The following is a 24,809-nucleotide window of genomic DNA, read 5'->3' as shown; positions in this document are numbered from 1 at the left end:
TCAATGGTCCGAGTTGCCCCGCCCGCGCCCCGCGCGGACACGCCCCGCGCCCGCCGCCACCGGACGCCGTCACTCCGACAGAACGGCCCTCAACTGCTCCAGACCCCAGTCCAGATCCTCCTTCGAGATCACCAGCGGCGGCGCGATCCGGATCGTCGAACCATGGGTGTCCTTCACCAGCACCCCGCGCTCCATCAGCCGCTCCGAGATCTCCCGGCCGGTACCCCGGGACGGCGTGATGTCCACCCCGGCCCACAGACCGCGCCCGCGCACCGCCTCCACCGCACCGCCGCCCACCAGCAGCCCCAGCTCGGCGTGGAGGTGCTCGCCCAGCTCCGTCGCCCGCTCCTGGTACTCGCCCGTCCGCAGCATCGCGATCACCTCCAGGGCCACCGCGCAGGCCAGCGGGTTCCCGCCGAAGGTCGAGCCGTGTTCACCCGGCCGGAACACCCCCAGCACGTCACGGTCGGCGACCACCGCCGACACCGGCACCACACCACCGCCCAGCGCCTTGCCCAGGATGTACACGTCGGGGACCACGCCCTCGTGCTCGCACGCGAACGTCCGCCCCGTCCGGCCCAGGCCCGACTGGATCTCGTCCGCCATGAACAGCACGTTCCGCCGGCGCGTCAGCTCCCGTACCCCCGCCAGATAGCCGGCCGGCGGGACCAGGACCCCCGCCTCGCCCTGGATCGGCTCCAGCAGCACCGCCACCGTGTTCTCCGTGACCGCGGCCTCCAGGGCCGTCAGGTCCCCGTACGGAACGATCTCGAACCCCGGCGTGTACGGACCGAAGTGATCCCGCGCCTCGTGGTCCGTGGAGAAGCTGACGATCGTCGTCGTCCGGCCGTGGAAGTTGTTCCCCGCCACCACGATCTTCGCGTGCCCGTCCGGCACGCCCTTCACCTCGTACCCCCACTTCCGGGCGGTCTTCACGGCCGTCTCGACCGCCTCCGCCCCCGTGTTCATCGGCAGCACCGCCTCCTTGCCGCACAGCTCCGCGAGCCGCGTACAGAACTCGGCGAAGCGGTCGTGATGGAAGGCCCGGGACGTCAGCGTCACCCGCTCCAGCTGGGCCTTCGCGGCGTCGATCAGACGCCGGTTGCCGTGCCCGAAGTTGAGCGCCGAGTACCCGGCGAGCATGTCGAGGTAGCGACGGCCCTCGACATCGGTCATCCAGGCGCCGTCCGCCGAGGCGACGACGACCGGAAGGGGGTGGTAGTTGTGCGCGCTGTGCGCGTCCGCGGCAGCGATCGCGTCTTCTGTCCTCGACACGGGATCTCCGTTCGTCCTGCGGATCGGGGTGACCCAGGGGGCTGTGGCCCCTTTCATATCGTCGCTCGGATGCCGGAACGGGAAACCTCGGCGACGGCGCGCCCGCTACTCTGGAAACACGCACGGCGACTGGCGTACGGGGAAGCGACCCCGGGGGAGCCGTGCGCGGCAGACCACACGAGACGCCGCTCGCCTGGGCGTCACGGGACCGAAGTCCCTGGTGGCGCCGCGCCTCTCACGCAGTGCCCCGGGACCCGTCGACGCCCGGAGGACACCACCATGACCAGCCCGCAGCCGCACCCCGCGCTCGCCGCCGCCGACCCCGAAATCGCCGCCCTCGTCGGCGCCGAGGAACGGCTCCAGAGCGAGACCCTGCGCCTCATCCCGAGCGAGAACTACGTCTCCGCCGCCGTGCTCGAAGCCTCCGGCACCGTCCTCCAGAACAAGTACAGCGAGGGCTACCCCGGCCGCCGCTACTACGAGGGCCAGCAGAACATCGACCAGGTCGAGACCCTCGCGATCGAGCGCGCCAAGGCCCTCTTCGGCGTCGACCACGCCAACGTCCAGCCCTACTCCGGCTCCCCGGCCAACCTCGCCGTCTACCTCGCCTTCGCCGAGCCCGGCGACACCGTCATGGGCATGGCCCTGCCGATGGGTGGCCACCTCACCCACGGCTGGGGCGTCTCCGCCACCGGCACGTGGTTCCGCGGCGTCCAGTACGGCGTCCGCCGCGACACCGGCCTCGTCGACTTCGACGAGGTCCGCGAACTGGCCCTCAAGGAGCGCCCGAAGGTCATCTTCTGCGGCGGCACCGCGCTGCCCCGCACGATCGACTTCGCCGCCTTCGGCGAGATCGCCCGCGAGGCCGGCGCCGTGCTCGTCGCCGACGTCGCCCACATCGCCGGCCTCATCGCCGGCGGCGCCCACCCGTCCCCGGTCGGGCACGTGGACGTCATCTCCACGACCACCCACAAGACCCTCCGCGGCCCGCGCGGCGCCATGCTCATGTCCCGCGCGGAGTACGCCAAGGCCCTCGACAAGGCCGTCTTCCCCGGCCTCCAGGGCGGCCCCCACAACCAGACCACCGCCGCCATCGCCGTCGCCCTCCACGAGGCGTCCCAGCCCTCCTTCCGCGACTACGCCCACGCGGTCGTCGCCAACGCCAAGGCCCTCGCCGAGGCGCTCCTCGCCCGCGGCTTCGACCTGGTCTCCGGCGGCACCGACAACCACCTGATCCTGATGGACCTCACCCCCAAGCAGGTCCCCGGCAAGATCGCCGCGAAGGCCCTCGACCGGGCCGGCATCGTCGTCAACTACAACACCGTCCCCTACGACCCCCGGAAGCCGTTCGACCCCTCCGGTATCCGTATCGGCACCCCCTCCCTCACCTCCCGCGGCCTCGGTACCGCGCACATGGCCCAGGTCGCCGAGTGGATCGACCGCGGCGTCGCCGCCGCCGGCACCGGCGACGAGGACGCCCTCCTCGCCGTCCGCGCCGAGGTCTCCGACCTCATGTCCGCCTTCCCGGCCCCCGGCCTCCCGTCCTGACCCACCCGACCCACCGGCCCGGCCCAGGGATCACCCGGGCCGGGCCACCGGGACCCGCCAGGAACTTGCCGGGCCACCGACCCGCCAGGACCCGGCCACCGACCCGGCCAGGACTCGGTCAGGAGCCACCGGGATCCACCACCGGGACCCACCCAGCCCCACCAGGCCCATCAGCCTCGCCCGGCCCGACGGCTGGGGCCACCGGGCCCGCCGCCGCCCCGGCCCCTCAGCCGACCGATTCCGCCGTGCGGCGGGCCCGCTCCGCGTCCGGTATGCCTTCCAGGCGGAAGGTGAGGGCGGTCCCGTTCACCGTCCAGAGGAGGGTGGGGCCCGCGGTGCGGACCTCGTGCCTCCAGGGCGCACCCGCCCCGTCCGTCATCGGGAAGGTCAGCAGGTGAGGGGCCGCGAACCAGTAGCCCTGCGCGCCGTCCGGGAGGTCGACCCAGTCCGGGTTCGTCGTGACCTGCTTGGCGAAGCCGATGTCCAGGCGCGCGGGGAACTCGTCGAGCCGGATCGTCCGCCCGCCGTCGCGCCAGCAGAGGCTGATCACCGCCCGGCCCCGCTCGGCCGACCCCGTCACCACGGCGGCGTCCGGCGGGCCGAGCACGCTCGGTATCTGCGGCTCGAAGCCGGCCAGGCGCCCGGCCTCCGCCGGCGGCACCGGGTCGGGGCACCCCGGCACCGGCCCACCGGCCGGGACCCGGACGCCGTCCGGGTCGTACCGCACGGCGACCCCGCCGAAGCCGAACCAGTCCGCCACCGTCGCCCGCACCGGCGGCGTCAGCACCAGCACGATCAGCACGCCGGTCAGACCCGCCACCAGCGCCCGCCACCGCTCGCGCGCCCACCCGCGCACCGATGCCCACCACCGTGCCCACCACCGCGGCCGGACCGGCTCAGGCTCCGGCACCGGGGTCGGGACCCGCTCGGCGAGGAGCTGCGCCAGCACCCGCTCGGCCATCGACTCGCCGTCCACGTCCGGCACCCGAAGCCGCCGCCCCAGCTCCCTCAGCTCGTCCGGCAGACCCTCGTCAGCCACGCTCCCCACCTCCTTCCCGGCCTTCCCCCAGCACCCGTCCCAGCTTCTTCAGGGCCCGGCTCAGCCGGGACTTCACCGTCCCCCTCGGCCAGCCGAGGGCCAGGGCCGTCTCCGTCTCGTCCAGCTCCAGGAGGTAGCGGTGGACCACCACCTGCCGATGGTCCTCGGCGAGACCGTCCAGGGCCTCCCACAGCCGCCGGCTCCGCTCCCGCTCCTCGGCCGCCACCGCCGGGTCCGCCGACTCCGGTATCAGCGGCTCGGCCCCGAGCAGATCCGCCTCGCGATCACGGACGGCGCGCTGCCGACCCGCCGAGCGCACTGTGTTCCTGGTCTCATTGGCCACGATCCGCAGCAGCCACGGCCGGAACGCCGACCCCTCCTTGAAACGCCCGAGCGACACGTACGCCTTGAAGAACGCCTGCTGCACCACGTCCTCGGCCTCCGCGCCCGCGCCGCACGCCACCGCCGCTCTCAGCGCCACCGCCGTGTGCGCGCGGACCAACTCCGCGTACGCCTCCGGCTCTCCGGCGCGCACGCGTGCGATCACCACGGCCTCGTCGTCGACCAGGCCCCCCTCCCGCGTCCTCACACTCTTGATACACCGGCCGACGGGGATCGGTTCCCACACCTGAGAGAATGATGTGCATGGCCTCTGACAGTCCCCGCGTGCTCTCCGGAATCCAGCCCACCGCAGGCTCGTTCCACCTCGGCAACTACCTCGGCGCCGTCCGCCAGTGGGTCGCCCTCCAGGAGACCCACGACGCCTTCTACATGGTCGTCGACCTGCACGCCATCACGGTCCCGCAGGACCCCGCGGAGCTGCGGGCGAACACCCGGCTCGCCGCCGCCCAGCTGCTCGCGGCCGGTCTCGACCCCGAGCGCTGCACCCTCTTCATCCAGAGCCACGTCCCCGAGCACGCGCAGCTCGGCTGGGTCATGAACTGCCTCACCGGCTTCGGCGAGGCGTCCCGCATGACCCAGTTCAAGGACAAGTCCGCCAAGCAGGGCGCCGACCGCGCCACCGTCGGCCTCTTCACCTACCCGGTCCTCCAGGTCGCGGACATCCTGCTCTACCAGGCCGACCAGGTCCCGGTCGGCGAGGACCAGCGCCAGCACATCGAGCTGACCCGCGACCTCGCGGAGCGCTTCAACGGCCGCTTCGGCGAGACGTTCACGATCCCGGCGCCGTACATCCTCAAGGAGACGGGGAAGATCTACGACCTCCAGGACCCGACGATCAAGATGAGCAAGTCGGCGTCGACGCCGAAGGGCCTCATCAACCTCCTGGACGACCCGAAGATCAGCGCGAAGAAGGTCAAGAGCGCGGTCACCGACACCGACACGGTGATCCGCTTCGACCCGGAGAACAAGGCGGGCGTCTCCAACCTGCTCACGATCATGTCCACGCTCACCTCCACGTCCGTCGAGGACCTGGAGAAGAGCTACGAGGGCAAGATGTACGGCGCGCTGAAGACGGATCTCGCGGAGGTCATGGTGGACTTCGTCACGCCGTTCCGGTCCCGCACCCAGGAATATCTGGACGACCCGGAGACGCTGGACTCGGTCCTGGCCAAGGGAGCCGAGAAGGCCCGCGCGGTCGCGGCGGAGACGCTGGCGCAGACGTACGAGCGCATGGGCTTCCTGCCCGCCAAGCACTGAGTCCAAGGACCCTGGCCCAAAGGGTGGTGCAGGCCGCACACTGGCGGCTGCACCACCACACACAAGTCGACCGACGACGGAGGAGAACGACGTGGGGACCGTAACGCTCGGCGTTTCGATCGCGGTCCCGGAGCCCTACGGCAGCCTGCTCCAGGAGCGGCGCGCCGGCTTCGGGGACCCGGCCGCCTACGGCATCCCCACGCACGTCACCCTGGTCCCGCCGACCGAGGTCGCGGAGGAGCGGCTGCCGGCGATCGAGGCGCACCTGGCCGGTGTCGCCGCCGACCACCAGCCGTTCCCCGTGCGCCTCAAGGGCACCGGGACCTTCCGGCCGCTCTCCCCGGTCGTCTTCGTCAAGGTGAAGGAGGGCGTCTCCCTCTGCCACCGGCTCCAGCACCGCATCCGTGACGAGGCCGGGCCGCTGGTGCGCGAGCTCCAGTTCCCGTACCACCCGCACGTCACCGTCGCGCACGGCATCTCCGAGGAGGGGATGGACCGGGCGTACGAGGAGCTCGCCGGGTACGAGGCGGCCTGGACCTGCCGCTCCTTCGCCCTGTACGAGCAGGGCCCGGACGGCGTGTGGCGGAAGCTGTACGACTATCTGTTCGGCAGCGGTCGCCCCATCTCCGCCGTCCCCGCCCAGGGCTCCAGCCCGGTCGACGAGCCGACCGCGACCCCCACCGGCTGACCCTCCCGGCGACAGCCGCCGGCTCACCACCGGCCGTCCCGGCGACACCCGCCGGCATCCGCCGTCCCTCCCGGCGACACCCGCCGGTCCGTCCCGGGCGGCTGCGCGCCGCGAGGCGTACCTCACATCGGCAGGCGCCGGAAGAGCGGCCTCGGGGCGTGCCGTACGGCGGCCATCACCATCCGCAGCGCTCCCGGCACCCACACCGTCTCCGAGCGCCGCCGCAGCCCCAGCTCGATCGCGCCCGCGACGGCCTCCGGGGTCGTGGCGAGGGGTGCCGGGGCGAGCCCGGCCGTCATCTTCGAGCGCACGAACCCGGGCCGGACGACCATGACGTGCACGCCGGTGCCGTGCAGCGCGTCACCGAGGCCCTGGGCGAAGGCGTCGAGCCCCGCCTTCGAGGAGCCGTAGATGAAGTCGGCGCGGCGGGCCCGCTCGCCCGCCACCGAGGAGAGCACCACGAGCGAGCCGTGCCCCTGCGCCTGGAGCGCGCCCGCGCACACCAGGCCCGCCGAGACGGCGCCGGTGTAGTTGGTCTGGGCGACCCGGACGGCGGCGACGGGGTCGGACTCGTCGTGCGCCTGGTCGCCGAGGACCCCGAAGGCGAGCAGCACCATGTCGATGTCGCCCTCGGTGAAGATCTTGCCGAGCCGTTCCTCGTGCGACTCGGTGTCGAGCGCGTCGAAGGGCACGGTGCGCACCTCGGCCCCGAGCGCGCGCAGCGAGTCCGCGGCGGCGGTCAGGGCGGGGGAGGGGCGGCCGGCCAGCCAGACCGTACGGGTACGGCGGGCGATCAGCCGGCGGGCGGTGGCGAGCCCGATCTCGGAGGTGCCGCCGAGGACGAGCAGGGACTGCGGCGCGCCGAAGGCGTCCTTCATGGTGGGTGCTCCTCAGAGGGCGAGACGGCGGGACAGGTCCGAGGTGAGGACGGACCGGGGGTCGAGTTCGGCGCGCAGCGCGCGGAACTCGTCGAGCCTCGGGTACATCGCGGCCGGCGCACCCGGCCGCAGCCGGGAGTCCTCGGCGAGGTGGATCCGGCCGCCGGGCAGGTCGACGGCGAGGGTCCAGCCGGGGAGCGGGAAGGGCAGCCGGCCGGGGCCGCCCGCGCCGCCGGCCCGGACGACGGCCGCCGCCTTGGCGTGTCCGCGGGGCCGGTGCACGCGCGCGAGGGTGGGCGAAGTGCGGCCCCAGCCGGTGAGCGCCGCGCAGTCGCCGTCCAGGACGTGGGTCTCGACAGCCATAAGGGTGACCGTATAGCCGTCTCTGTCGCTTATGCCGGTATTGCGGGCCTGTTCGTTACGGGATGTCGGTCGCGGGTACGGGAGCCGCGACGGGGGATTCTCGTACTCCGGCCATCTCACGGACCAACGGATCAAAGGGGTACGCGTACGACATGGACTGGCTGACCAAGCTCCCCGTCATCGGCCCCGTGGTCACCCGCCTCATGCGGACCCATGCCTGGCGCTCGTACGAGACCCTCGACGAGGCCCACTGGAGTCGGCTCGCCGCCGCGATCACCTTCCTGTCCTTCCTCGCGCTCTTCCCGCTGATCACCGTCGCCGCCGCCGTCGGGGCCGCGCTGCTCAGCGACGACCAGCTCGACCGGATCGAGGAGAAGATCTCCGACCAGGTGCCGGGCATCTCCGACCAGCTCGACATCGGCGGGCTCGTCGCCAACGCCGGCACCATCGGGCTCGTCGCCGGCGCCATCCTGCTCCTCACCGGCATCAGCTGGATCGGCTCCATGCGCGACTGCCTGCGCGCGGTGTGGGGCCTCGACGCCGTCGAGGGCAACCCGATCCTGCTCAAGGGCAAGGACGCGCTCATCCTCGTCGGCCTCGGCGGCGTCGCGCTCTGCTCGCTCGCCGCGTCCTGGCTCGGCTCCACCGCCGTCGGCTGGAGCGCCGACCGGATCGGCATCTCCGGCGACGGGGCGGGCGGCTTCTTCCTCCAGTTCGCCGCCGTCCTCGTCGCCGCCGTCGCCGACTTCCTGATCCTGCTCTACGTCCTGACCCTGCTGCCCGGCGTCCAACCGCCCCGCCGCCGGCTCGTCGTGGCGGCGCTCATCGGCGCCGTCGGCTTCGAACTGCTCAAGCTGCTGCTCGGCGGCTACATGAGGGGCGTCGCGGCGAAGTCGATGTACGGCGCGTTCGGCGTCCCGATCGCCCTGCTGCTGTGGATCAACTTCACCGCGAAGCTGCTGCTGTTCTGCTCGGCCTGGACGGCGACGGGCTCACGCCGGGACCCGGAGACCCCTGAGCCGGCCGGGACCTCTGAAGCCACGGAGACCTGAGCCGGCCCGGACCTCTGAGGCTACTGGGACTCCTGGGCCTGACCGGACTCCTGAAGCTCCTCGGACTCCCGGGAATCCGGGGACTCCTGACGCTTCTCCGGATCCTGCGACTTCGGATCCTGCGACTCCGCCGGATCGTGCGACGGGTCCTGCGACTCCGCCGGCTTCCGGTCGCCGTCCGGGGAACGACGGCGGAGAGCCCCCGACCCGGCCAGCGGCCAGCGGCGGTTGACCACGAAGACCGCGGCGGCCAGGAGCACCAGCACCCCGCCCGCCACGCCGAGCGCGATCCCGACACCGCCGGACCCCTGTGTGGAGGCGGTCGTCTCCTTCGGGGCGTTCTTGCCGGGCGCCGGGGCCGGCACCGTCCCGCTGTCCGGGGCGGCCGACTCCGTACGCGCCGACCGCGGCGGCACCAGCTCGCCCACCGGGGTCACCTTCCCGGCCGCCGCGAAACCCCAGTCGAGCAGCCGGGCGGTCTCGCGGTAGACCGCGTGCTGCTCCTTCGAGGACGGGTTCATGACGGTGACGAGCAGCACCTTGCCGTTCCGCTCGGCGACGCCCGTGAAGGTGGCACCCGCGTGCGTGGTGTTGCCGTTCTTGACCCCGGCGATGCCCGGGTACGGGGCGACGCCGAGGTCGCCCGTCAGCAGTCGGTTGGTGTTCTGGATCTCGAAGCTCTCCCGCTTCTTGCCCGGCTTGGCCTCGCCGGGGAAGACGGCCCGCGGGGTGGCGGCGTACTCGCGGAAGTCCTCCTTCTGCATGCCGCTGCGGGCGAAGAGCGTCAGGTCGTACGCGGAGGAGAGCTGGCCCGGGGCGTCGTAGCCGTCCGGGGAGACCACATGGGTGTCGAGCGCCTGGAGCTCGGCCGCGCGGTCGTTCATGTCCGACACGGTCTGCTTCAGGCCGTTGTTCATGCTGGTCAGGACGTGCACGGCGTCGTTCCCGGACCGCAGGAACACGCCGAGCCACAGGTCGTGGACGCTGTAGGTCTGCTTCTCCTTGATGCCGACCAGGCTGGACCCGTCCCCTATGCCCGCCAGGTCCTGGTTGGTGACCAGGTGGTTCTGCGTCTTCGGGAACTTCGGCAGCAGGGTGTCCGCGAAGAGCATCTTGAGCGTGGACGCCGGCGCCAGCGGCCAGTGCGCGTTGTGCGCGGCGAGCACCGCCCCCGTCTCGGCGTCCGCGACGATCCAGGAACGCCCCGACAACTCCTTCGGCAGCACCGGCGCACCCGCGTTGAGCTGCACCTGCGTCCCGGGCAGTCCGAGCAGTGAGCCCCCGACCTTCGACATCCCGGCGGGGGGCAGGGGCTGCTTGTCCCCCTCCTCCGCGTGCGCCGCAGGCGCGACGGTCACGAGCGGAAGGAATACAGCAGCGGCGACCGCCCATGCGGTCTTCTTCGAAGCAGACACGGTCGAGAACGTACAGGCCCGCACCAGAGATCCGAACCCCACCCGGCGGTTCGTCCGGGCTCGTCCACCCGGACGCGGGCCCCGCGGGACCCCCGGTGATACTGGGGCCATGAAGCTCAGCCGCCGTGTCTCCTGGTTCCTGCTCGCCTTCGGCGTGTGGAGCTGGTTCATCTGGATCACCTTCGTCAAGAACCTCTGGAAGGACGGGAGCGGTCTCGCCTTCGACGACGCGGGCGACCCGACGGCCTACTTCTGGGTTCATCTGCTGCTCGCGGTCACGTCCTTTGTCCTGGGGACGGTGGTCGGGGTGATCGGGTTGCGCGGAGTGCGCGCCGGGCGCCGCGACGACGGTCACAGCGCCTGAGGAAACGGCCGGGAAGGCGCTGAAGCGGCTGCTGGAGAAGTAGGCGGAGAGAGGGTTCGGGGCGTGGGCGTCTTTCTGGTGGTCCTGGTCGTGGTGCTCGGGCTGCTCGGTGCGGTGCACTGGTACGTGTGGCGGCGGCTGGTGCGGGATGTGACGGCGCCGGGGGGGCCGGGCGCGCCGGATCGGTACGGCCGCGGTGGTGGCACTGCCGGTGCTGTCGGTGGCGGCGCTGGTGTCGTCGCGCGCGGGTGCGCCGTTCCGGGTGCAGCAGGTCGTCGCGTGGCCGGGGTTCCTGTGGCTGGCGGTGCTGCTCTACCTCACGCTGGCGCTGCTGGTCGGCGAGGCCGTACGCCCTGTCCTGAGGGCATGGCTCGCCCGCCGAGCGGGGAGCGCTGCTCCCGGGCCCCAGCCCGCATCCCAGCCCCAGCCCCAGCCCGCATCCCAGCCCCAGCCCCAGCCTGAGCCTGAGTCCCTGCCCGAGCCCGGGTCCCAGCCCCAGCCGGAGCACCGGCGGGGGGCCCAGCCCGAGCCGGAGCCCCAGCCCGAGGCCGTCACGGTGGCGCCCGGCGGAGGTGCGGTCGAGGCGAGTGGCGAGTCCGGCGCGGCCGAGGTGTCGCGGCGGCTGTTCGTGGCGCGGGTGGTCGGCGGGTCGGCGGCCGCGGTGGCGCTCGGGACGGTGGGGTACGGCACGTACGGGGTGCTGCGCGGGCCGCGGGTCAAGCGGGTGACGGTGCCGCTGGCGAAGGTGCCCAGAGCGGCGCACGGGTACCGGATCGCGGTCGTCTCCGACATTCACCTCGGTCCGATCCTGGGCCGCGCGCACACCCAGCGGATCGTGGACACGATCAACTCCGCGCAGCCGGATCTCATCGCGGTCGTCGGCGACCTGGTCGACGGGACCGTCGAGAACCTGGGGCCGGCCGCCGAGCCGCTCGCGCGGCTGCGCGCCCGTCATGGTTCGTTCTTCGTGACCGGCAACCACGAGTACTTCTCGGGGGCCGACGCGTGGGTCGACCACGTACGGGAGCTCGGTCTGCGTCCGCTGCGCAACGAGCGGGTGGAGATCGCGGCGGGCTTCGACCTCGCGGGTGTGGACGACGTGGCGGGGGAGAGCGAGGGGCAGGGGCCGGACTTCGCGCGAGCCCTCGGGGACCGCGACCGGGCGCGGGCGGCGGTCCTGCTGGCGCATCAGCCGATCGTCGTGCACGACGCGGTGCGGCACGGGGTGGACCTCCAGCTGTCGGGGCACACGCACGGCGGCCAGCTGTGGCCGGGGAACCACCTCGCCGAGCTGGCGAACCCGACCGTCGCGGGGCTGGAGCGGTACGGCGACACGCAGCTGTACGTCTCGCGGGGCGCGGGTGCCTGGGGGCCGCCGGTGCGGGTCGGGGCGCCGTCGGACATCACGATCGTCGAACTCGCCTCGAAACAGGCGTAATCGGTATCGGTCACTCGCTGCTCCGAGACCGATACGTGCTGCTCATCGACTTAAAGTCTCATATCCCGGACATATACCTGTCGTGTGAAAGTTTTCTCTTCCGCTTGTGAAACCGGTGTGATGGGATGACGGCATCGCGGCGTGTTCGGGGGGTTCGTCGCTTCTGGGGTGGCACCAAATGAAGGAAGCACGGCAATGCGGTCGACGGTCCGTCTGCGGATCCTCATCACTTGTGGAGTACTGGTGGCGGCCGGGGTCGGGGGCTGGCAACTGCTGCCCTCCGACGACGGCCGGACCGATCCGATCAGTGTCGGCACGACCGACGAGGTCACTTCACTGGACCCGGCCGGCGCGTACGACGCCGGTTCCTGGGCCATGTACAGCAACGTCTTCCAGTCGTTGCTGACGTTCAAGCCGGGGTACAGCGCCCCGGTTCCCGACGCGGCGGAGAGCTGCAAGTTCGTGGGCACCAAGCTCACGACGTACCAGTGCACGCTCCGCGACGACCTGACGTTCGCCAACGGGCGCAAGGTGACCGCGGAGGACGTCAAGTACTCCTTCGAGCGCATGCTGCGGATCAAGACGGACGTCGGCCCGCAGCCGCTGTTCCCGACGCTGAAGACCGTGACGGCCGACGGGCGCACCGTCACCTTCCACCTGAGCGGCCGGGACGCCACGTTCCCGCTGAAGGTGGCCACGGGCGCCGGTTCGATCGTCGACAGCAGCCAGTACCCGGCCAACGGCCTGCGGGCCGGCACCTCGGTCGACGGATCCGGGCCGTACGTGCTGAAGGAGTACAAGGAGGGCGAGTCCGCCCGCCTGGAGCCCAACCCGAACTACCGGGGCGCCATCACCAAGGCCGGCGGCCCGGTCCTCGTGAAGTACTTCGGCCAGTCCTCGGAGCTCGCCGACGCCTGGAAGTCGAAGCAGGTCCAGGTGACGCACCGGCAGCTCCCGCCGAACTACCTGTCGACGCTGGAGACGAAGGACGGCACCCGCGTCACCGAGGCGGAGAGCGCCGAGATCCGCAACATCAACTTCAACGTGCGGCCCGGCTCGCCGATGGCGAAGAAGGCCGTCCGGCAGGCCGTCGCCGCCGTCATCGACCGTCCGGAGATCACCACCGGCGCCTACAAGGGCACGGTCGAGCCGCTGTACTCCCTCATCCCGCAGGGATTCGTCGGCCACAGCACCGCGTTCTACGACGTCGACCCGGCGCCGGACGCCAAGAAGGCGAAGCGGATCCTGCGGGCGGCCGGCATCACCAAGCCGGTGAAGTTCACCTTCGGGTTCCGCAAGGACGCCACCTACGCCACCGAGACCGCCGAGATCAAGCGGCAGCTGGAGGAGACCGGCCTGTTCGAGGTCGAGGTCGTCGAGGCCGACTGGCAGAGCTTCCAGAAGGGGTACGCGCGCGGCGCCTACGACGCGTACACCGTCGGCTGGCTCCCCGACTTCCCCGACTCCGACAGCTTCACCGCGCCGCTCGTCGGGACGCAGAACACCCTGCACAACGGCTTCTCCAGCAAGGAGATCGACACGCTGATCTCCTCGACGCAGCAGTACAGCGACCGGTCCCGCGCGACCGCCGACTTCCGGGAGATCCAGAACGAGGTCGCCTCGGACGTCCCGCTGATCCCGCTGTGGCAGAAGAAGGACTACGTCCTGTCCACCGAGGCCGTCGCCGGCTCCCAGTACCTCACCGACGGCACCGGCATCTGGCGCCTGTGGGAACTCAGCTGGATCTAGGGCCTGTCTGACCGTTCCCGCCGGGTCCGGCCCGACCGGAACGGCCTCTGCCGGACACGGCCTCAGGCCGTCGGCGGCTTCGCGGTGGCCCGCTTGGGCTTGCCCGAGGCCGCCATTCCGGCTGCCGTCGGCATGAAGTCGGCGAGCAGCTCGTGGGTCTCCTTGACCAGCGGGCGCAGGATGCGGAAGCGGGAGAGCGAGATCGCGCGGGCGGTGACCGGCGCGAGCCGCTCGACCAGGCGCCGGCTGTTGGCGGCGTTCTCCGAGCGGTCGTACACCCAGAACAGCACCAGGCCCATCTGCTGGAGCCACAGCAACTGCGGGAGCGCTTCCTTCAGTTCCGGGTCGACCTTGACCGAGGCGCCGGAGATGACCCGGCGGTGCACCTCGATCGCGGCCTCGCGCGGGCCCTCCGACTCGGGCGAGAAGGGGCTGAGCGGGCTGTCCGGGTCGGCGGCGTTCTTGAAGAACTGGGACGCGAACTCGTGGTACGGCTCCGCGATGTCCAGCCAGCCGAGGTAGACCCCGCGGATGCGGGCCGTGAGGTCCTTCTCGCCGCCGGTCAGGATGGGCTCGACGGCCGCCTGGTGCTCCTGGGCGATCCGGTCGTAGAAGCCCTGGACGAGGTGCTCCTTGGACGAGAAGTAGTAGTACGCGTTGCCGACGGAGACCCCGGCCTCCTGGGCGATGGCCCGCATCGTCGTCTTGTCGTAACCGCGCTCCTTGAACAGCCGGAGCGCGGTCTCGAGGATGAGCGTGCGGGTCTGCTCGCTCTTGGGGGCCTTCTTGTCTTCGTTCACGTCCGTCACGGGGCCGAGCCTAGTCGGGCGGGCGGGGCGCCTCGCAGCGCCCGTCCTCGCAGGACGGCCCCTTCAGGGCCTCGCGCCACTTCGCGGCGGCCAGGACCGTCATCCGGGCGAACGGCTGCCCGGCGGGGGTGGCCAGCCAGTGGGCCTTGGCCCGGTGGTCGGCGAGTGCCCAGAGGCAGACGATCCAGGCGGAGGTCTCCCGGTAGACCTGGCCCCGGTCCCCGACCACGGTGATCTCCCGCAGGGTGGCGGTGTGGTCGAGGTCCGGGAAGCGGCGCCCGGCCTCGCGCGATCCGGCGGGTACGAGGTCGAGCGGGACGAGCTGCCGCTGGCGGAGCAGCCAGTGCCTGAGGTGCACGCAGAGCGGGCAGTCGGCGTCGTACAGCACGGTGAGGCGTCCCACCGGGGTCGTCGGCGCCGCCGGGTGCGGCGCGGTCGGGGCCGGCATGCCGGGCTCAGACCTGGGGGGCCGGCGGGGCCCAGGGGCCGCCCTTGGGGGTCGTGGTCCAGCCCTGCGGGCCGACCGGCGGCACCTGCTCGCGCTCCATGACTCCGCGGCGGCGGATCCTGTTGAGCACGTACACGTTCCCGAGGTGCATGACGCCGAGGACGAGCAGCACGACCCCGAGCTTGACGGAGAGGGCCTCGAAGAGCGCGCGGGCGTCGAGGACGGCGTCGTCCTGGCTCAGGTAGAGGGCGACGAAGCCGAAGTTGACGAGGTAGAAGCCGACCACCAGGAGGTGGTTCACGGCGTCGGCGAGCTTCTCGTTCCCGTGCAGGACGTCCGCGAGGAAGACCTTTCCGTTGCGGCTGAGCGTCCGCGCGACCCAGATCGTGAGGGCCACGCTGATCAGCAGATAGGCGATGTAGGCGACGACAGTGAGGTCCATGCCCCACCCTCCCTTGAACACGTTCAAAAGCTGACGGGCATGACTGTAGACCCATCTTTGAACGTGTTCAAGTCGCCGGAGCGATGCGGTGGCCACCCCCTTTCCGGGCACCTGGGATCGGTCGGATGACGCTCTCTCACGACCAGGCCGGACCCGGCCCCTCGACCACCTCGGCGTCGACCGGGCCGCCGTCGTCGGCGAACGGCCGCGGGAGCGGCCGTCAGTTCGGGTCCGCTCCGGTCGACGCCACCCCCACGAACAGATCGACGTCCCGGAACGCCTCCGACAGCGCGAGCGCCGGTACGTCGGCCAGCGCGGCCTCCGCCCAGGCGCCCCGTGGGCCCGCCGCACCGGCCCGGCGCTCGAACCGGACCCGGTCCGTGGAGCAGAGCCGGGCCACCCCGTCGTGGCTCGCCCCCTCGTCGACCAGCTCCAGGAGGAACCGGGCCCGCCAGCGCGTCCCCTCGTCGGCCCGGAGGTGCCCCGGGGGCGGCAGCTCCTTCACCATCTCCGAGGACCAGCCGTCCGAGAAGTACCCCAGGTGGTGACCGGTCCAGCGGCGCTCGGCCATCAGCGCCCGCGCCTGCCCGTACCGCAGGACGTGCCCCGCGAAGCGGGAAGAGGACGGGCCGGCGCCGAGCTCGGCCGGAGTCGGCGGGTACACCTCGCGGAAGACCTGCTTGAACGGCTGGTGCTCCCCGCGCTCCGTCACCGCGACCCGCCACTCGGCGACCTCCTCGCCGTCGGACCGCAGCGGATGCCACAGCCGCAGCCGGGCGCCCGGGCCCACCGGCCGGGCGGTGCCGTCCGCGCCGGCCAGCGCCCAGCCGCCCCCGGTGCGCTCCGGCAGCCCCGCGGTCCACCGCGCGCCGCCGCCCTCCGCGTCGTCCTCCGCGACACCCCCTGTGGGGTCCCCGGTGCCGTCCTCCGCGCCCTCCGCGACCTCCCAGAGGAGCGCCCGGGCCACGGCGCCGGTCACCGGATGGTCCACGTAGTACCGCTGCCAGTCCTCCGCCGGCCAGACCGTCCCCGCCGCCAGGTGTTCCTCCAGGCGGACCCGCTCGGCGGCGACCAGGGCCGTGAGCTCCTTCGTCCCGGCCCTGACCCGCTTCAGCTCCTCCGCGTACTCCTCCCGGACCGCCCGCGGCGCGGTCTTCAGGACCCGCCCCTCGGGGCCCCGGAAGGACAGGACCACGGTGCCGGGCTCCCGTACCGCCAGCTCCGCCGTGAACGCCCCCAGCGCCGCCTCGCGGACCCCGCGCCCGTCGAGCCCGAGCGTCGCGACCCCACGCTCGCGGAGCATCGACGGCGTCACCCCCGAGCGCGCGGCGACGCCCTCCAGGGCCCTGGCGATCCCCTTGGCCACCGTCCGGTTCCGCACCTTCTCCGGCAGCCGCCCGAGCCACTGCACGGCCTCCTCGCCCCGCGGGCCCCCGCACTCCCCGAGTACCGCGACGGCCGCCGTGGCCAGCGGCTGGCTGCGGCAGAACCCGCCGGAACCACCGTGCCCCGTCCCCGCGTGCAGCGCCACGGCCCCCACCAGCGGCACCACCCACTCGGCGTCCACGTCGAGCGCCGCCCACAACACTCCTCTGACCAGGGAGGTGTTGGTGGCGCCCGCGAGGCTCCAGTCGGCCCCGTGCCAGGGGTTGAGGTCCGTCACCCGGTGCTCGGGCTGTGCGGCGATCCCCTCCAGCAGGCGCCGCACCACCACCGGCCCGTGCTCGGCGTCCGCGAGCAGGGCCGCCGCCTTCCGGCGCCAGGTCCGTGTCGCCCGGGGCTTGTCCAGGAGGACGCAGTGCCCGAGGAAGGCCGCCACCCCCACCCCCGCGAGCAGCCCTCCGTGCGCGGCGCGCATCGCCGGGCCGTACTCGTCGAGCCCGTCGAGGACGTGGCGGGGCAGTCGGCCGGGCTCCACCGGCACCTCCCGGCGCAGCAGGACGTCCATGCGGTCCCGTATCCCCGCGAACTCGAAGCTCTGGTAGACGCGCAACGACTCGGCCATCCGGCGCAGCGCCAGCACCCGGGGCCGGTCGAACTCCCCGGCCTGCACGGCCGCCGACAGGGCGATCGGCACCACGGTCCGGAACTTCGCCTGGAGTTCGTGCGGGGCGAGCAGCGCGTCCCTTCCCAGGAGCCGCGCGAGCAGCAGATCCGCCTCGTCCGGAGACCAGCCCAACTCCTGCTCCGCCAGGACGGCGAGGGCGGCCCCCGCCCGGTGCTGCGTGCTGTGGCACGCCCGCACCTGGAGCGTGAGCGCGCACTCCCGGCGTGCTTCGGTGTCCAAGGAGCCGAGCAACTCCTCGACCGCCCCCGGTTCCTCCACGAGCTCGCGGGCCAGCGCCTCGTCCAGCCTGCCGTGCAGGCTCGTGTTCCCCACCATGCCGACGACGGTAGAGGACCCCACTGACAGCTCTACCGGAACCGCCGTACCCCCGGCACCAGTGCCGTGCCCAGGCAGCAGCCGCCGACGATCACCGCAGCGGCCAGCAGGGGGACTTCGGGGCCCCAGGCGGAGGCGGCGAGCGGGGCCAGGGCGTATCCGAGGGGCATCGCGGCGAGGGAGAGGAGCCAGTCGTAGGAGGTGACGCGGGCGAGCGCGTGGGCGGGCACGGCCCGCTGGACGGCGGTCGCCCACACGGGGGAGAGGAAGCCGAGCCCCGCCTGCGCGAGCCCGTACGACGCGATGGTCACCGGCGCGGGCGCGGCGACGGCGAGCAGGACGAGCGGCAGCGCGTACGTGGCGAGCCCGAGGTTCGCGGTGAGGACGGGGCGCCGGGGGCGGGCGCGGTCGGCGAGCAGGGCGCCCAGGAGGAAGCCGGCGGCGCCGGTCTGGAGGAAGACGACCCAGGTGGTGGCGCCGCCGAGGCGGTGCAGGGCGATGGCGGGGCCGAGGGTCATCAGGACGGCGGCGGCGCCGTTCCAGGCGCTGTGGCCGATCAGGCTCGTCCAGTACCAGTCGCGGGAGCGGACCTCCTGCCAGCCTTCGGCCAGGTCGGCGCGGAGCGAGCGGCGCGGTATCGGCACGCGCTCGACCCGTACGGCCGTCAGCAGCAGGGCGCTGGCGGCGAAGGTGGCCGCGTCCAGGACGAACGCCCAGCCGGGCCCCACGGTCAGCACCAGGGTGCCGGCGAGGGCCGGCCCGGCGAGCCGGGTGGCGCTCTGGGCGACTCCCGTGGCGGCGTTGGCACGGTGCAGCGAGGCGGCCGCGACCGTGCCCTTCACCAGGGGTGAGCCGGTCGGCATCGCGAAGGCGCCGGCGGCTCCGCCGAGCGCCTCGGCGACCGCGAGGACGGCGAGGCTCGGGGTGCCGCCGAGCAGCTGGACGCCGACGAGGAGCTGGGTGGCGCAGCGGACGAGGTCGGTGGTGAGCGCGACCGTTCGGGCGTCGAAGCGGTCGCCGACGACTCCGCCCACGGGCAGCAGGAGCAGCTTGGGGACCATCGCGCAGCCGAGGACGAGGGCGAGCGCCGCGGTGGAGCCGGTGGCCTCCAGGACGGCGAGGGCGAGGGCGGCGGGGATGGCGGCGTCGCCGAGGAGGGAGAGGGTCCGTCCGGTGAAGAGCAGGCGGAAGGAGCGGGTGCGCAGGGGGTGGGGTGCGGCCGGGGTCGTGAGGGTTTGTTCGGGGGTGGCGGGCATGCTGCGTAGAGTATTTCGGTGTCGAATAATTCGTCAACGAAATACTTCCCCCTGAGAGGCGCCGCCCCCGGACGTACGATCACTTCATGGCGCTCCCCGAGGAACCGCGTGCCCCCCGCGCACCCGACCCGCGTGACTGGACCGACGAGCACGTCGCCCGCTGGCAGCCCGTCCTGCCCGACCTCGACCCCGTCGTCGAAGGCGCCGTCACCCGCATGAAGAAGCTCTCCGTCCACTTCCGCCGGGTCAGGGAACAGTCCCTCGTCGACTTCGACCTGGAGCGCCACGAGTTCGACACCCTCCACAAGCTCTCCGGCCGCGGCGGCAGCGCCGCGCCCTCCGAGCTGGCCCAGGACCTCGACCTCGCCCCCGCCTCCGTCTCCGGCCGCCTCGACGCCCTGGAGAAGCGCGGGTTCGTCCGCCGCACCCAGTCCACGACCGACCGCCGCAGGGTCGTCGTCGAACTCACCGCCGCCGGCCGCGAGACCTGGCTCGGCGCCATGGACGTCCTCGGCCACGAGGAGTACCGCCTCCTCGGCGTCCTCACCTCCGAGGAGCGCACCCTGCTCAACGACATGCTGCGCCGGATCATGGTCGAGGCCGAGGCGGGCGGCCCCACCCAGTCCTGGCACGCCTGACGGCGCACGGTCTGCGGCCGCCCCTGCCCTCGTCCCGCCGAGCGACCGTCAGAACCACGCCGTCGCCCTCAGAACCACGCCGTCGTCCTCAGGACCACGCCGTCGTCCTCGCGCCCCGGAAGCCGGCGCCCGCGATCCGCATGACGCGGTCGACCTCGCGCTCCGGGTCCTTGCCGGTCGGCAGGGTGGAGTACACCACGATCCGCCCCAGGCCGGGCGTCGCGAAGATCCCGCTCGTGTACCCGCGGTTCGTGCCCGTCTTGCCCCAGACGACCGGCCCGTCGCCGGGCGCCCGCATGCGCCTCAGGCCGCCGTAGCCGAAGTCGGCGCCCGGTATCCCCGGCGTCGTGAACAGCAGGCGGCGTTCGTCGGGTCGCAGCAGCCGGCCCCGTGTCAGCGAGGTGAAGAAGCGCTCCAGGTCGGAGGCGCGGGAGACGATCCCGCCCTCCGCCCACGCCCAGTCGTCGGCCGGCAGTGAGGTGTGGCGCAGTCCGAGCGGCCGCACGATCCGGTCGTCGAGCTCCTCCTCGTACGACCGGCCGGTCACCTTCTCGATCACCAGGCCGACGAGGTAGTAGTTGATGCCGTTGTACTGCACGGTCGTTCCGGGGGGTGTGGGGGCGTCGCAGGAGACCGCGGAGGTCACGACCTCCACCGGGGTGCCCGGCCGGACGCAGCGCGGCTTCTGCAGGCCGCTGGTGTGAGTGAGCAGCTGCCCCACGGAGATCGGCTCGTACGAGGCGGGCAGCAGGCCCGGCAGCAGCTCCTGGACCGTGTCGTCCAGGGCGAGCCGGTCCTCACCCACGAGCTGGAGCGCCATCGCGGCGGTGAACAGCTTCGTGATGCTGCCGATCGCGAACTCCGCGTCGGCCGGGGCCGTCCACTCCCCGGCGGTCCCTCTCCAGTGCCCCTCGCGCCCCGTGACCCGCACCATCGCGCCCCGCACGTACGCGTCGGGCAGCCCGGCCAGGGCCTCCCGCAGCGCCGCCGCGTCGACATGGCCCTCCCGCGCGACGGCCGCCGGAGCCCCGGCGGGGGCCGATGCCGCCGCGGGCGCGATCCCCGCGACCGCGGCCACCAGGACGGCCGCCGTCGCCGTGGCCGACCAACGGGCCCTGCGCATCCATGAGTTCGTCATGGATCAAGGTTCCCGCCGCGGTGGCGTGACAGGCTATCGGGGATGCCCCTGGCAAGCCCCTGCCGTACCCCTGAGCGACACCCGGTCGCCCCCGGACGATTCCCCGGGGCCGCCCCCTAGGGAACAGGGGAGATCAGATGCTCAGCGAGCGCGCGTAGTTGAGCTGCCCCATGACCCAGTGGATGGTGTCCGGGCCGGTCGCCGGGATCATCGTCGCGTGGTGCCGGCCGCCGCTGGTCACGGTGACCTGGATGAAGCCCGTCGTGCTCTTCTCCTTCATCAGCAGGAAGAGCAGGCCCAGCAGGCAGAAGATGAAGAAGACGATCGCCAGCACGATCGCGACCGTCGGCATCTTCTCCTCGGTCCGCGACATGTCCATCGCGTTCCACACGGCGCCCTTGAGGGGCATCGGCCCGGCCGGCGTCATGATCTGGTCACCGACCACGGTGATGTCGCCGAGGCTCAGCAGCGGAGCTCCCGAGCCCATCGGCGCGGGCTGCGGCGGCAGCGGCACGCCACCGGGCAGGGTCGGCTGGTACGGCACACCCGCCGCGGGGGTGGATCCGGCCTGCGGATAGCCGTACCCCGGCGTAGCGTCCTGCGGATACCCGTACGCCGGAGTGCCGGGCGTCCCGCCCTGCTGCCCCGGCCCCCACTTGTACTCACCGTCCGCGTAAGGGTTCGGCTCGCTCATCAGTCCCCGTCCTTCACAAAGAAAAAGCCCGCTCCTGCACGCCGCAGCGTACAGAAGCGGGCTTTCCCGCCACACCGAAGGTCAGAAACGTCGCGTGATCAGCGCGCGCTTCACTTCCTGGATGGCCTTGGTGACCTCGATGCCACGCGGGCACGCGTCCGTGCAGTTGAACGTCGTGCGGCAACGCCACACGCCGTCCTTGTCGTTCAGGATCTCCAGGCGCTGCTCGCCCGCCTCGTCACGCGAGTCGAAGATGAAGCGGTGCGCGTTGACGATCGCGGCCGGACCGAAGTACTGGCCGTCGTTCCAGAAGACCGGGCAGGACGACGTGCACGCGGCGCACAGGATGCACTTGGTGGTGTCGTCGAAGCGCTCGCGGTCCTCGGCGGTCTGCAGGCGCTCGCGCGTCGGCTCGTTGCCCTTGGTGACCAGGAACGGCATGACGTCCCGGTACGCCTGGAAGAAGGGCTCCATGTCGACGACAAGGTCCTTCAGCACCGTCAGGCCCTTGATGGCCTCGACCGTGATCGGCTTCTCGGGGTTGAGGTCCTTGATCAGCGTCTTGCAGGCGAGCCTGTTCTTGCCGTTGATCCGCATCGCGTCCGAGCCGCAGATGCCGTGCGCGCACGAGCGACGGAAGGTCAGCGTGCCGTCGACGTCCCACTTGATCTTGTGGAGGGCGTCGAGCACCCGCTCCTTCGGGTCGATCTCGATCTGGAAGTCCTCCCAGACCGACGCGTCCGACACCTCGGGGTTGAAGCGGCGGACCCGCATCGTGACCGTGATGTACGGGGAGGCGGCGGACTCCGCCTCGACCTTGTCCAGTACGGGGGTAGCCATCAGTACTTACGCTCCATCGGCTGGTAGCGGGTCTGGACGACCGGCTTGTAGTCGAGACGGACGGTCTCGGTGCCGTCCTCGCCGACCTCGCGGTACGCCATGGTGTGGCGCATGAAGTTGACGTCGTCGCGGTTGGGGTAGTCCTCGCGGTAGTGACCGCCGCGGGACTCCTTGCGCGCCAGGGCCGAGACGGCCATGACCTCGGCCAGTTCGAGCAGGTTGCCCAGCTCGATGGCCTCCAGGAGGTCCGTGTTGAAGCGCTTGCCCTTGTCCTGGATGGACACGTTCTCGTAGCGCTCGCGCAGCTCGGCGATCTTCTCGACGGCCGTCTTGATGGTCTGCTCCGTGCGGAACACCATCACGTTGGCGTCCATGGTCTCCTGCAGCTCGCGGCGGATGTCCGCGACCCGCTCGTGACCCGTGGAGTTGCGCAGCTTCTCGATCGTCGCGACGACGAGGGACTCCGGGTTCTCCGGCAGCTCGACGTAGTCGTGCTTGGCGGAGTACTCGGCCGCGGCGATGCCGGACCGCTTGCCGAAGACGTTGATGTCGAGCAGCGAGTTGGTGCCGAGGCGGTTGGCGCCGTGCACCGACACGCAGGCGACCTCGCCGGCCGCATACAGGCCCGGGACGACCGTGGTGTTGTCCGAGAGGACCTCACCCTGGACGTTGGTCGGGATGCCGCCCATGGCGTAGTGCGCGGTGGGCTGGATCGGGATCGGGTCCGTGTACGGCTCGATGCCGAGGTACGTACGGGCGAACTCGGTGATGTCCGGGAGCTTGGCGTCGAGCTGCTCCGGCGGAAGGTGCGTCAGGTCCAGGTAGACGTGGTCGCCCTCGGGGCCGCAGCCGCGGCCCTCGCGGATCTCCGTGTAGATGGAGCGGGAGACGACGTCACGGGACGCGAGGTCCTTCATGACCGGCGCGTACTTCTCCATGAAGCGCTCGCCGTCCTTGTTGCGGAGGATGCCGCCCTCACCGCGGGCGCCCTCCGTCAGCAGGATGCCCATGCGCCAGATGCCCGTCGGGTGGAACTGGAAGAACTCCATGTCCTCCAGGGGCAGGCCGCGGCGGTAGCAGGCGGCCTGGCCGTCACCGGTCAGGGTGTGCGCGTTGGAGGTCACCTTGAAGAACTTGCCGGTGCCGCCGGACGCGTAGATCACGGCCTTGGCCTGGAAGATGTGGATCTCGCCGGTGGCCAGCTCGTACGCGACGACGCCCGCGGAGTGCTTCACACCGTCGACCTCGACGATGAGCTGGTCCAGGACGTAGAACTCGTTGAAGAACTCCACGCCCTCCTTGACGCAGTTCTGGTACAGCGTCTGGAGGATCATGTGGCCGGTGCGGTCCGCGGCGTAGCAGGACCGGCGGACCGGGGCCTCGCCGTGGTTGCGGGAGTGACCGCCGAAGCGGCGCTGGTCGATGGTGCCGTTCGGGGTCCGGTTGAACGGCAGGCCCATCTTCTCCAGGTCGAGGACGGCGTCGATGGCCTCCTTCGCCAGGATCTCGGCGGCGTCCTGGTCGACCAGGTAGTCACCGCCCTTGACCGTGTCGAAGGTGTGCCACTCCCAGTTGTCCTCCTCCACGTTCGCCAGCGCGGCGGCCATGCCGCCCTGCGCGGCGCCCGTGTGGGACCGGGTGGGGTAGAGCTTCGTCAGCACGGCGGTGCGGCTGCGCTTCGTCGACTCGATGGCGGCGCGCATGCCGGCGCCACCGGCGCCGACGATGACGGTGTCGTACTTGTGGATCTTCATGACGTGGATTACCTCAGCCCCGTGCCTAGCGGATGTTCGGGTCGAAGGTGAAGATCACCAGCGTGCCCAGAAGGATGGTGAACACCGTGGCGGTGTACAGCAGGCCCTTGAGCCACAGGCGCGTGTTGGCCCGCTCCGCGTAGTCGTTGATGACGGTACGGAGGCCGTTGGCGCCGTGCAGCATGGCGAGCCAGAGCATCAGCAGGTCCCAGACCTGCCAGAACGGGGACGCCCAGCGGCCGGCCACGAAGGCGAAGCCGATCTTGGAGACGCCGCCGTCCAGGAAGAGCTGGATCAGCAGGTGGCCGAGGACCAGGACGACGAGGACCACGCCCGAGAGGCGCATGAAGAGCCACGCGGCCATCTCGAAGTTGCCGCGGGTCGCGCGCGGGGTCTTGCCCGTGCGCTTGCGGGGGGCCTCGATGTACGGCGCGGGGTTCTCCACGTCGTAGTGCGCGCCGCCCTCGACGGGGCTGATCGCGGAGGTGGTGTCAGCGGACATGCGCGTCAGCTCCCGAACAGTTCACGTGCGGCGTGGCCGAGGACGGGGTACAGCGAGCCCGCCATCAGTACGACCCAGATGCCCACGACGGTCCAGAGCATCTGCTTCTGGTAGCGCGGGCCCTTGGACCAGAAGTCCACGGCGATGACACGGAGACCGTTCAGCGCGTGGAAGAGGATGGCGGCGACGAGGCCGTACTCCAGAAGAGCGACGATCGGCGTCTTGTAGGTCGCGACGACCTCGTCGTACGCCTCGGGGGAGACGCGGACGAGAGCGGTGTCCAGCACGTGTACGAACAGGAAGAAGAAGATGAGGACGCCGGTGACTCGATGAGCCACCCAGCTCCACATTCCTTCCCGGCCGCGGTACAGCGTTCCAGCCGGCACGGAAAAACCCTCCGGGAGCGGGGATCAGGGCCGGCCGGCTTCTCTGTCGGT

24 protein-coding genes, 1 pseudogene and 1 riboswitch are annotated in these 24,809 nt (G+C 71.8%); of the genes and pseudogenes, 8 read left to right on the top strand and 17 right to left on the bottom strand.

Annotated features, from left to right (window positions below):
- Window positions 1–69: 69 nt before the first annotated feature.
- Window positions 70–1,275: an ornithine--oxo-acid transaminase gene (gene rocD, locus ACFVZH_RS10525; RefSeq protein ID WP_384895360.1), complete on the bottom strand. Its 1,206-nt coding sequence runs from the start codon at window positions 1,273–1,275 to the stop codon at window positions 70–72.
- A 115-nt stretch (window positions 1,276–1,390) separates the two neighbouring features.
- A riboswitch (ZMP/ZTP riboswitch) is annotated at window positions 1,391–1,481 on the top strand.
- Between the two features lie 73 nt (window positions 1,482–1,554).
- Here rocD and glyA point away from each other — a divergent pair.
- Complete coding sequence (gene glyA, locus ACFVZH_RS10520) at window positions 1,555–2,823, top strand: serine hydroxymethyltransferase (RefSeq protein WP_384895358.1); 1,269 nt, start codon at window positions 1,555–1,557, stop codon at window positions 2,821–2,823.
- A gap of 226 nt (window positions 2,824–3,049) precedes the next feature.
- Here glyA and ACFVZH_RS10515 read toward each other — a convergent pair whose 3' ends face one another.
- Window positions 3,050–3,862, bottom strand: a complete 813-nt coding sequence (locus ACFVZH_RS10515) for a hypothetical protein (protein ID WP_384895356.1) — start codon at window positions 3,860–3,862, stop codon at window positions 3,050–3,052.
- Window positions 3,855–4,451 carry an RNA polymerase sigma factor gene (locus ACFVZH_RS10510; protein ID WP_384895354.1) on the bottom strand — a complete coding sequence of 199 codons (597 nt, stop codon included), beginning with the start codon at window positions 4,449–4,451 and terminating at the stop codon, window positions 3,855–3,857. The genes ACFVZH_RS10515 and ACFVZH_RS10510 overlap by 8 nt, the downstream gene beginning before the upstream one ends.
- A 56-nt stretch (window positions 4,452–4,507) precedes the next feature.
- On the opposite strand from ACFVZH_RS10510, the gene trpS reads away from it, so the two are divergent.
- Window positions 4,508–5,521: a tryptophan--tRNA ligase gene (trpS, locus tag ACFVZH_RS10505; RefSeq protein ID WP_384895352.1), complete on the top strand. Its 1,014-nt coding sequence runs from the start codon at window positions 4,508–4,510 to the stop codon at window positions 5,519–5,521.
- Window positions 5,522–5,612: 91 nt separating this feature from the next.
- Window positions 5,613–6,209 (top strand): 2'-5' RNA ligase family protein, encoded by a 597-nt coding sequence (locus tag ACFVZH_RS10500; protein WP_384895350.1) that lies wholly within the window; start codon window positions 5,613–5,615, stop codon window positions 6,207–6,209.
- Window positions 6,210–6,331: 122 nt separating this feature from the next.
- On the opposite strand, the gene ACFVZH_RS10495 is transcribed toward ACFVZH_RS10500, so the two are convergent.
- Window positions 6,332–7,087, bottom strand: coding sequence for a decaprenylphospho-beta-D-erythro-pentofuranosid-2-ulose 2-reductase (locus tag ACFVZH_RS10495; protein WP_384895349.1), 756 nt, complete (start codon window positions 7,085–7,087; stop codon window positions 6,332–6,334).
- Between the two features lie 12 nt (window positions 7,088–7,099).
- Window positions 7,100–7,336 (bottom strand): annotated as a pseudogene (locus tag ACFVZH_RS10490) (decaprenylphosphoryl-beta-D-ribose oxidase); the annotation flags it as partial.
- 266 nt (window positions 7,337–7,602) lie between these two features.
- On the opposite strand from ACFVZH_RS10490, the gene ACFVZH_RS10485 reads away from it, so the two are divergent.
- A complete protein-coding gene (locus ACFVZH_RS10485) occupies window positions 7,603–8,502 on the top strand; it encodes a YihY/virulence factor BrkB family protein (RefSeq protein WP_384895347.1) in 900 nt (299 codons plus the stop codon).
- A gap of 20 nt (window positions 8,503–8,522) precedes the next feature.
- Here the strand turns inward: ACFVZH_RS10485 and ACFVZH_RS10480 are convergent, their stop codons facing one another.
- Window positions 8,523–9,917 (bottom strand): D-alanyl-D-alanine carboxypeptidase family protein, encoded by a 1,395-nt coding sequence (locus ACFVZH_RS10480; RefSeq protein ID WP_384895345.1) that lies wholly within the window; start codon window positions 9,915–9,917, stop codon window positions 8,523–8,525.
- A gap of 109 nt (window positions 9,918–10,026) precedes the next feature.
- Between ACFVZH_RS10480 and ACFVZH_RS10475 the strand changes: the two genes are divergently transcribed.
- From ACFVZH_RS10475 to ACFVZH_RS10465, 3 genes are all read left to right on the top strand, one after another.
- On the top strand, window positions 10,027–10,281 hold the full coding sequence (locus ACFVZH_RS10475; RefSeq protein ID WP_384895343.1) for an SCO4848 family membrane protein: 255 nt from the start codon (window positions 10,027–10,029) through the stop codon (window positions 10,279–10,281).
- Window positions 10,282–10,480: 199 nt separating this feature from the next.
- Window positions 10,481–11,719: a metallophosphoesterase gene (locus ACFVZH_RS10470; protein ID WP_384895341.1), complete on the top strand. Its 1,239-nt coding sequence runs from the start codon at window positions 10,481–10,483 to the stop codon at window positions 11,717–11,719.
- 195 nt (window positions 11,720–11,914) lie between these two features.
- The gene (locus ACFVZH_RS10465) at window positions 11,915–13,468 is read left to right on the top strand and encodes an ABC transporter substrate-binding protein (protein ID WP_384895339.1); all 1,554 of its coding nucleotides are present in this window, start codon (window positions 11,915–11,917) and stop codon (window positions 13,466–13,468) included.
- 62 nt (window positions 13,469–13,530) lie between these two features.
- Here the strand turns inward: ACFVZH_RS10465 and ACFVZH_RS10460 are convergent, their stop codons facing one another.
- The 5 genes from ACFVZH_RS10460 to ACFVZH_RS10440 all read right to left on the bottom strand — a co-directional run bounded on the left by ACFVZH_RS10460 (window position 13,531) and on the right by ACFVZH_RS10440 (window position 18,806).
- Window positions 13,531–14,277 carry a TetR/AcrR family transcriptional regulator gene (locus ACFVZH_RS10460; RefSeq protein ID WP_384895337.1) on the bottom strand — a complete coding sequence of 249 codons (747 nt, stop codon included), beginning with the start codon at window positions 14,275–14,277 and terminating at the stop codon, window positions 13,531–13,533.
- 10 nt (window positions 14,278–14,287) lie between these two features.
- Entirely contained in the window at window positions 14,288–14,725 is a 438-nt protein-coding gene (locus ACFVZH_RS10455; RefSeq protein ID WP_384895335.1) for a thiol-disulfide oxidoreductase DCC family protein, read from the bottom strand.
- Window positions 14,726–14,732: 7 nt separating this feature from the next.
- A complete protein-coding gene (locus ACFVZH_RS10450; protein WP_384895334.1) occupies window positions 14,733–15,167 on the bottom strand; it encodes a hypothetical protein in 435 nt (144 codons plus the stop codon).
- A gap of 220 nt (window positions 15,168–15,387) precedes the next feature.
- Window positions 15,388–17,550, bottom strand: a complete 2,163-nt coding sequence (locus ACFVZH_RS10445; protein WP_384895333.1) for a DUF4132 domain-containing protein — start codon at window positions 17,548–17,550, stop codon at window positions 15,388–15,390.
- A gap of 32 nt (window positions 17,551–17,582) precedes the next feature.
- A complete protein-coding gene (locus ACFVZH_RS10440) occupies window positions 17,583–18,806 on the bottom strand; it encodes an MFS transporter (protein WP_384895331.1) in 1,224 nt (407 codons plus the stop codon).
- Window positions 18,807–18,892: 86 nt separating this feature from the next.
- Between ACFVZH_RS10440 and ACFVZH_RS10435 the strand changes: the two genes are divergently transcribed.
- The gene (locus ACFVZH_RS10435) at window positions 18,893–19,444 is read left to right on the top strand and encodes a MarR family winged helix-turn-helix transcriptional regulator (protein WP_384895329.1); all 552 of its coding nucleotides are present in this window, start codon (window positions 18,893–18,895) and stop codon (window positions 19,442–19,444) included.
- Between the two features lie 88 nt (window positions 19,445–19,532).
- Here ACFVZH_RS10435 and ACFVZH_RS10430 read toward each other — a convergent pair whose 3' ends face one another.
- The 6 genes from ACFVZH_RS10430 to sdhC form a co-directional block, all read right to left on the bottom strand.
- Window positions 19,533–20,582: a serine hydrolase domain-containing protein gene (locus tag ACFVZH_RS10430; RefSeq protein WP_384895327.1), complete on the bottom strand. Its 1,050-nt coding sequence runs from the start codon at window positions 20,580–20,582 to the stop codon at window positions 19,533–19,535.
- Window positions 20,583–20,715: 133 nt separating this feature from the next.
- On the bottom strand, window positions 20,716–21,276 hold the full coding sequence (locus ACFVZH_RS10425) for a hypothetical protein (RefSeq protein ID WP_384895325.1): 561 nt from the start codon (window positions 21,274–21,276) through the stop codon (window positions 20,716–20,718).
- A gap of 81 nt (window positions 21,277–21,357) precedes the next feature.
- Window positions 21,358–22,116, bottom strand: a complete 759-nt coding sequence (locus tag ACFVZH_RS10420; protein ID WP_384895323.1) for a succinate dehydrogenase iron-sulfur subunit — start codon at window positions 22,114–22,116, stop codon at window positions 21,358–21,360.
- The gene (gene sdhA / locus ACFVZH_RS10415; protein ID WP_384895321.1) at window positions 22,116–23,870 is read right to left on the bottom strand and encodes a succinate dehydrogenase flavoprotein subunit; all 1,755 of its coding nucleotides are present in this window, start codon (window positions 23,868–23,870) and stop codon (window positions 22,116–22,118) included. Before sdhA ends, ACFVZH_RS10420 begins: the two co-directional genes overlap by 1 nt.
- A 25-nt stretch (window positions 23,871–23,895) precedes the next feature.
- Window positions 23,896–24,372, bottom strand: coding sequence for a succinate dehydrogenase hydrophobic membrane anchor subunit (locus tag ACFVZH_RS10410; protein WP_384895319.1), 477 nt, complete (start codon window positions 24,370–24,372; stop codon window positions 23,896–23,898).
- A 5-nt stretch (window positions 24,373–24,377) separates the two neighbouring features.
- Window positions 24,378–24,758: a succinate dehydrogenase, cytochrome b556 subunit gene (sdhC, locus tag ACFVZH_RS10405; RefSeq protein WP_015035721.1), complete on the bottom strand. Its 381-nt coding sequence runs from the start codon at window positions 24,756–24,758 to the stop codon at window positions 24,378–24,380.
- Window positions 24,759–24,809: the final 51 nt, after the last annotated feature.

The sequence above is a fragment of the Streptomyces sp. NPDC059534 genome (genome assembly GCF_042743475.1).
GTDB lineage: Bacteria > Actinomycetota > Actinomycetes > Streptomycetales > Streptomycetaceae > Streptomyces.
Note: the sequence above shows the minus strand (reverse complement) of the source record. Positions and strands in the feature narration are given on the sequence as shown.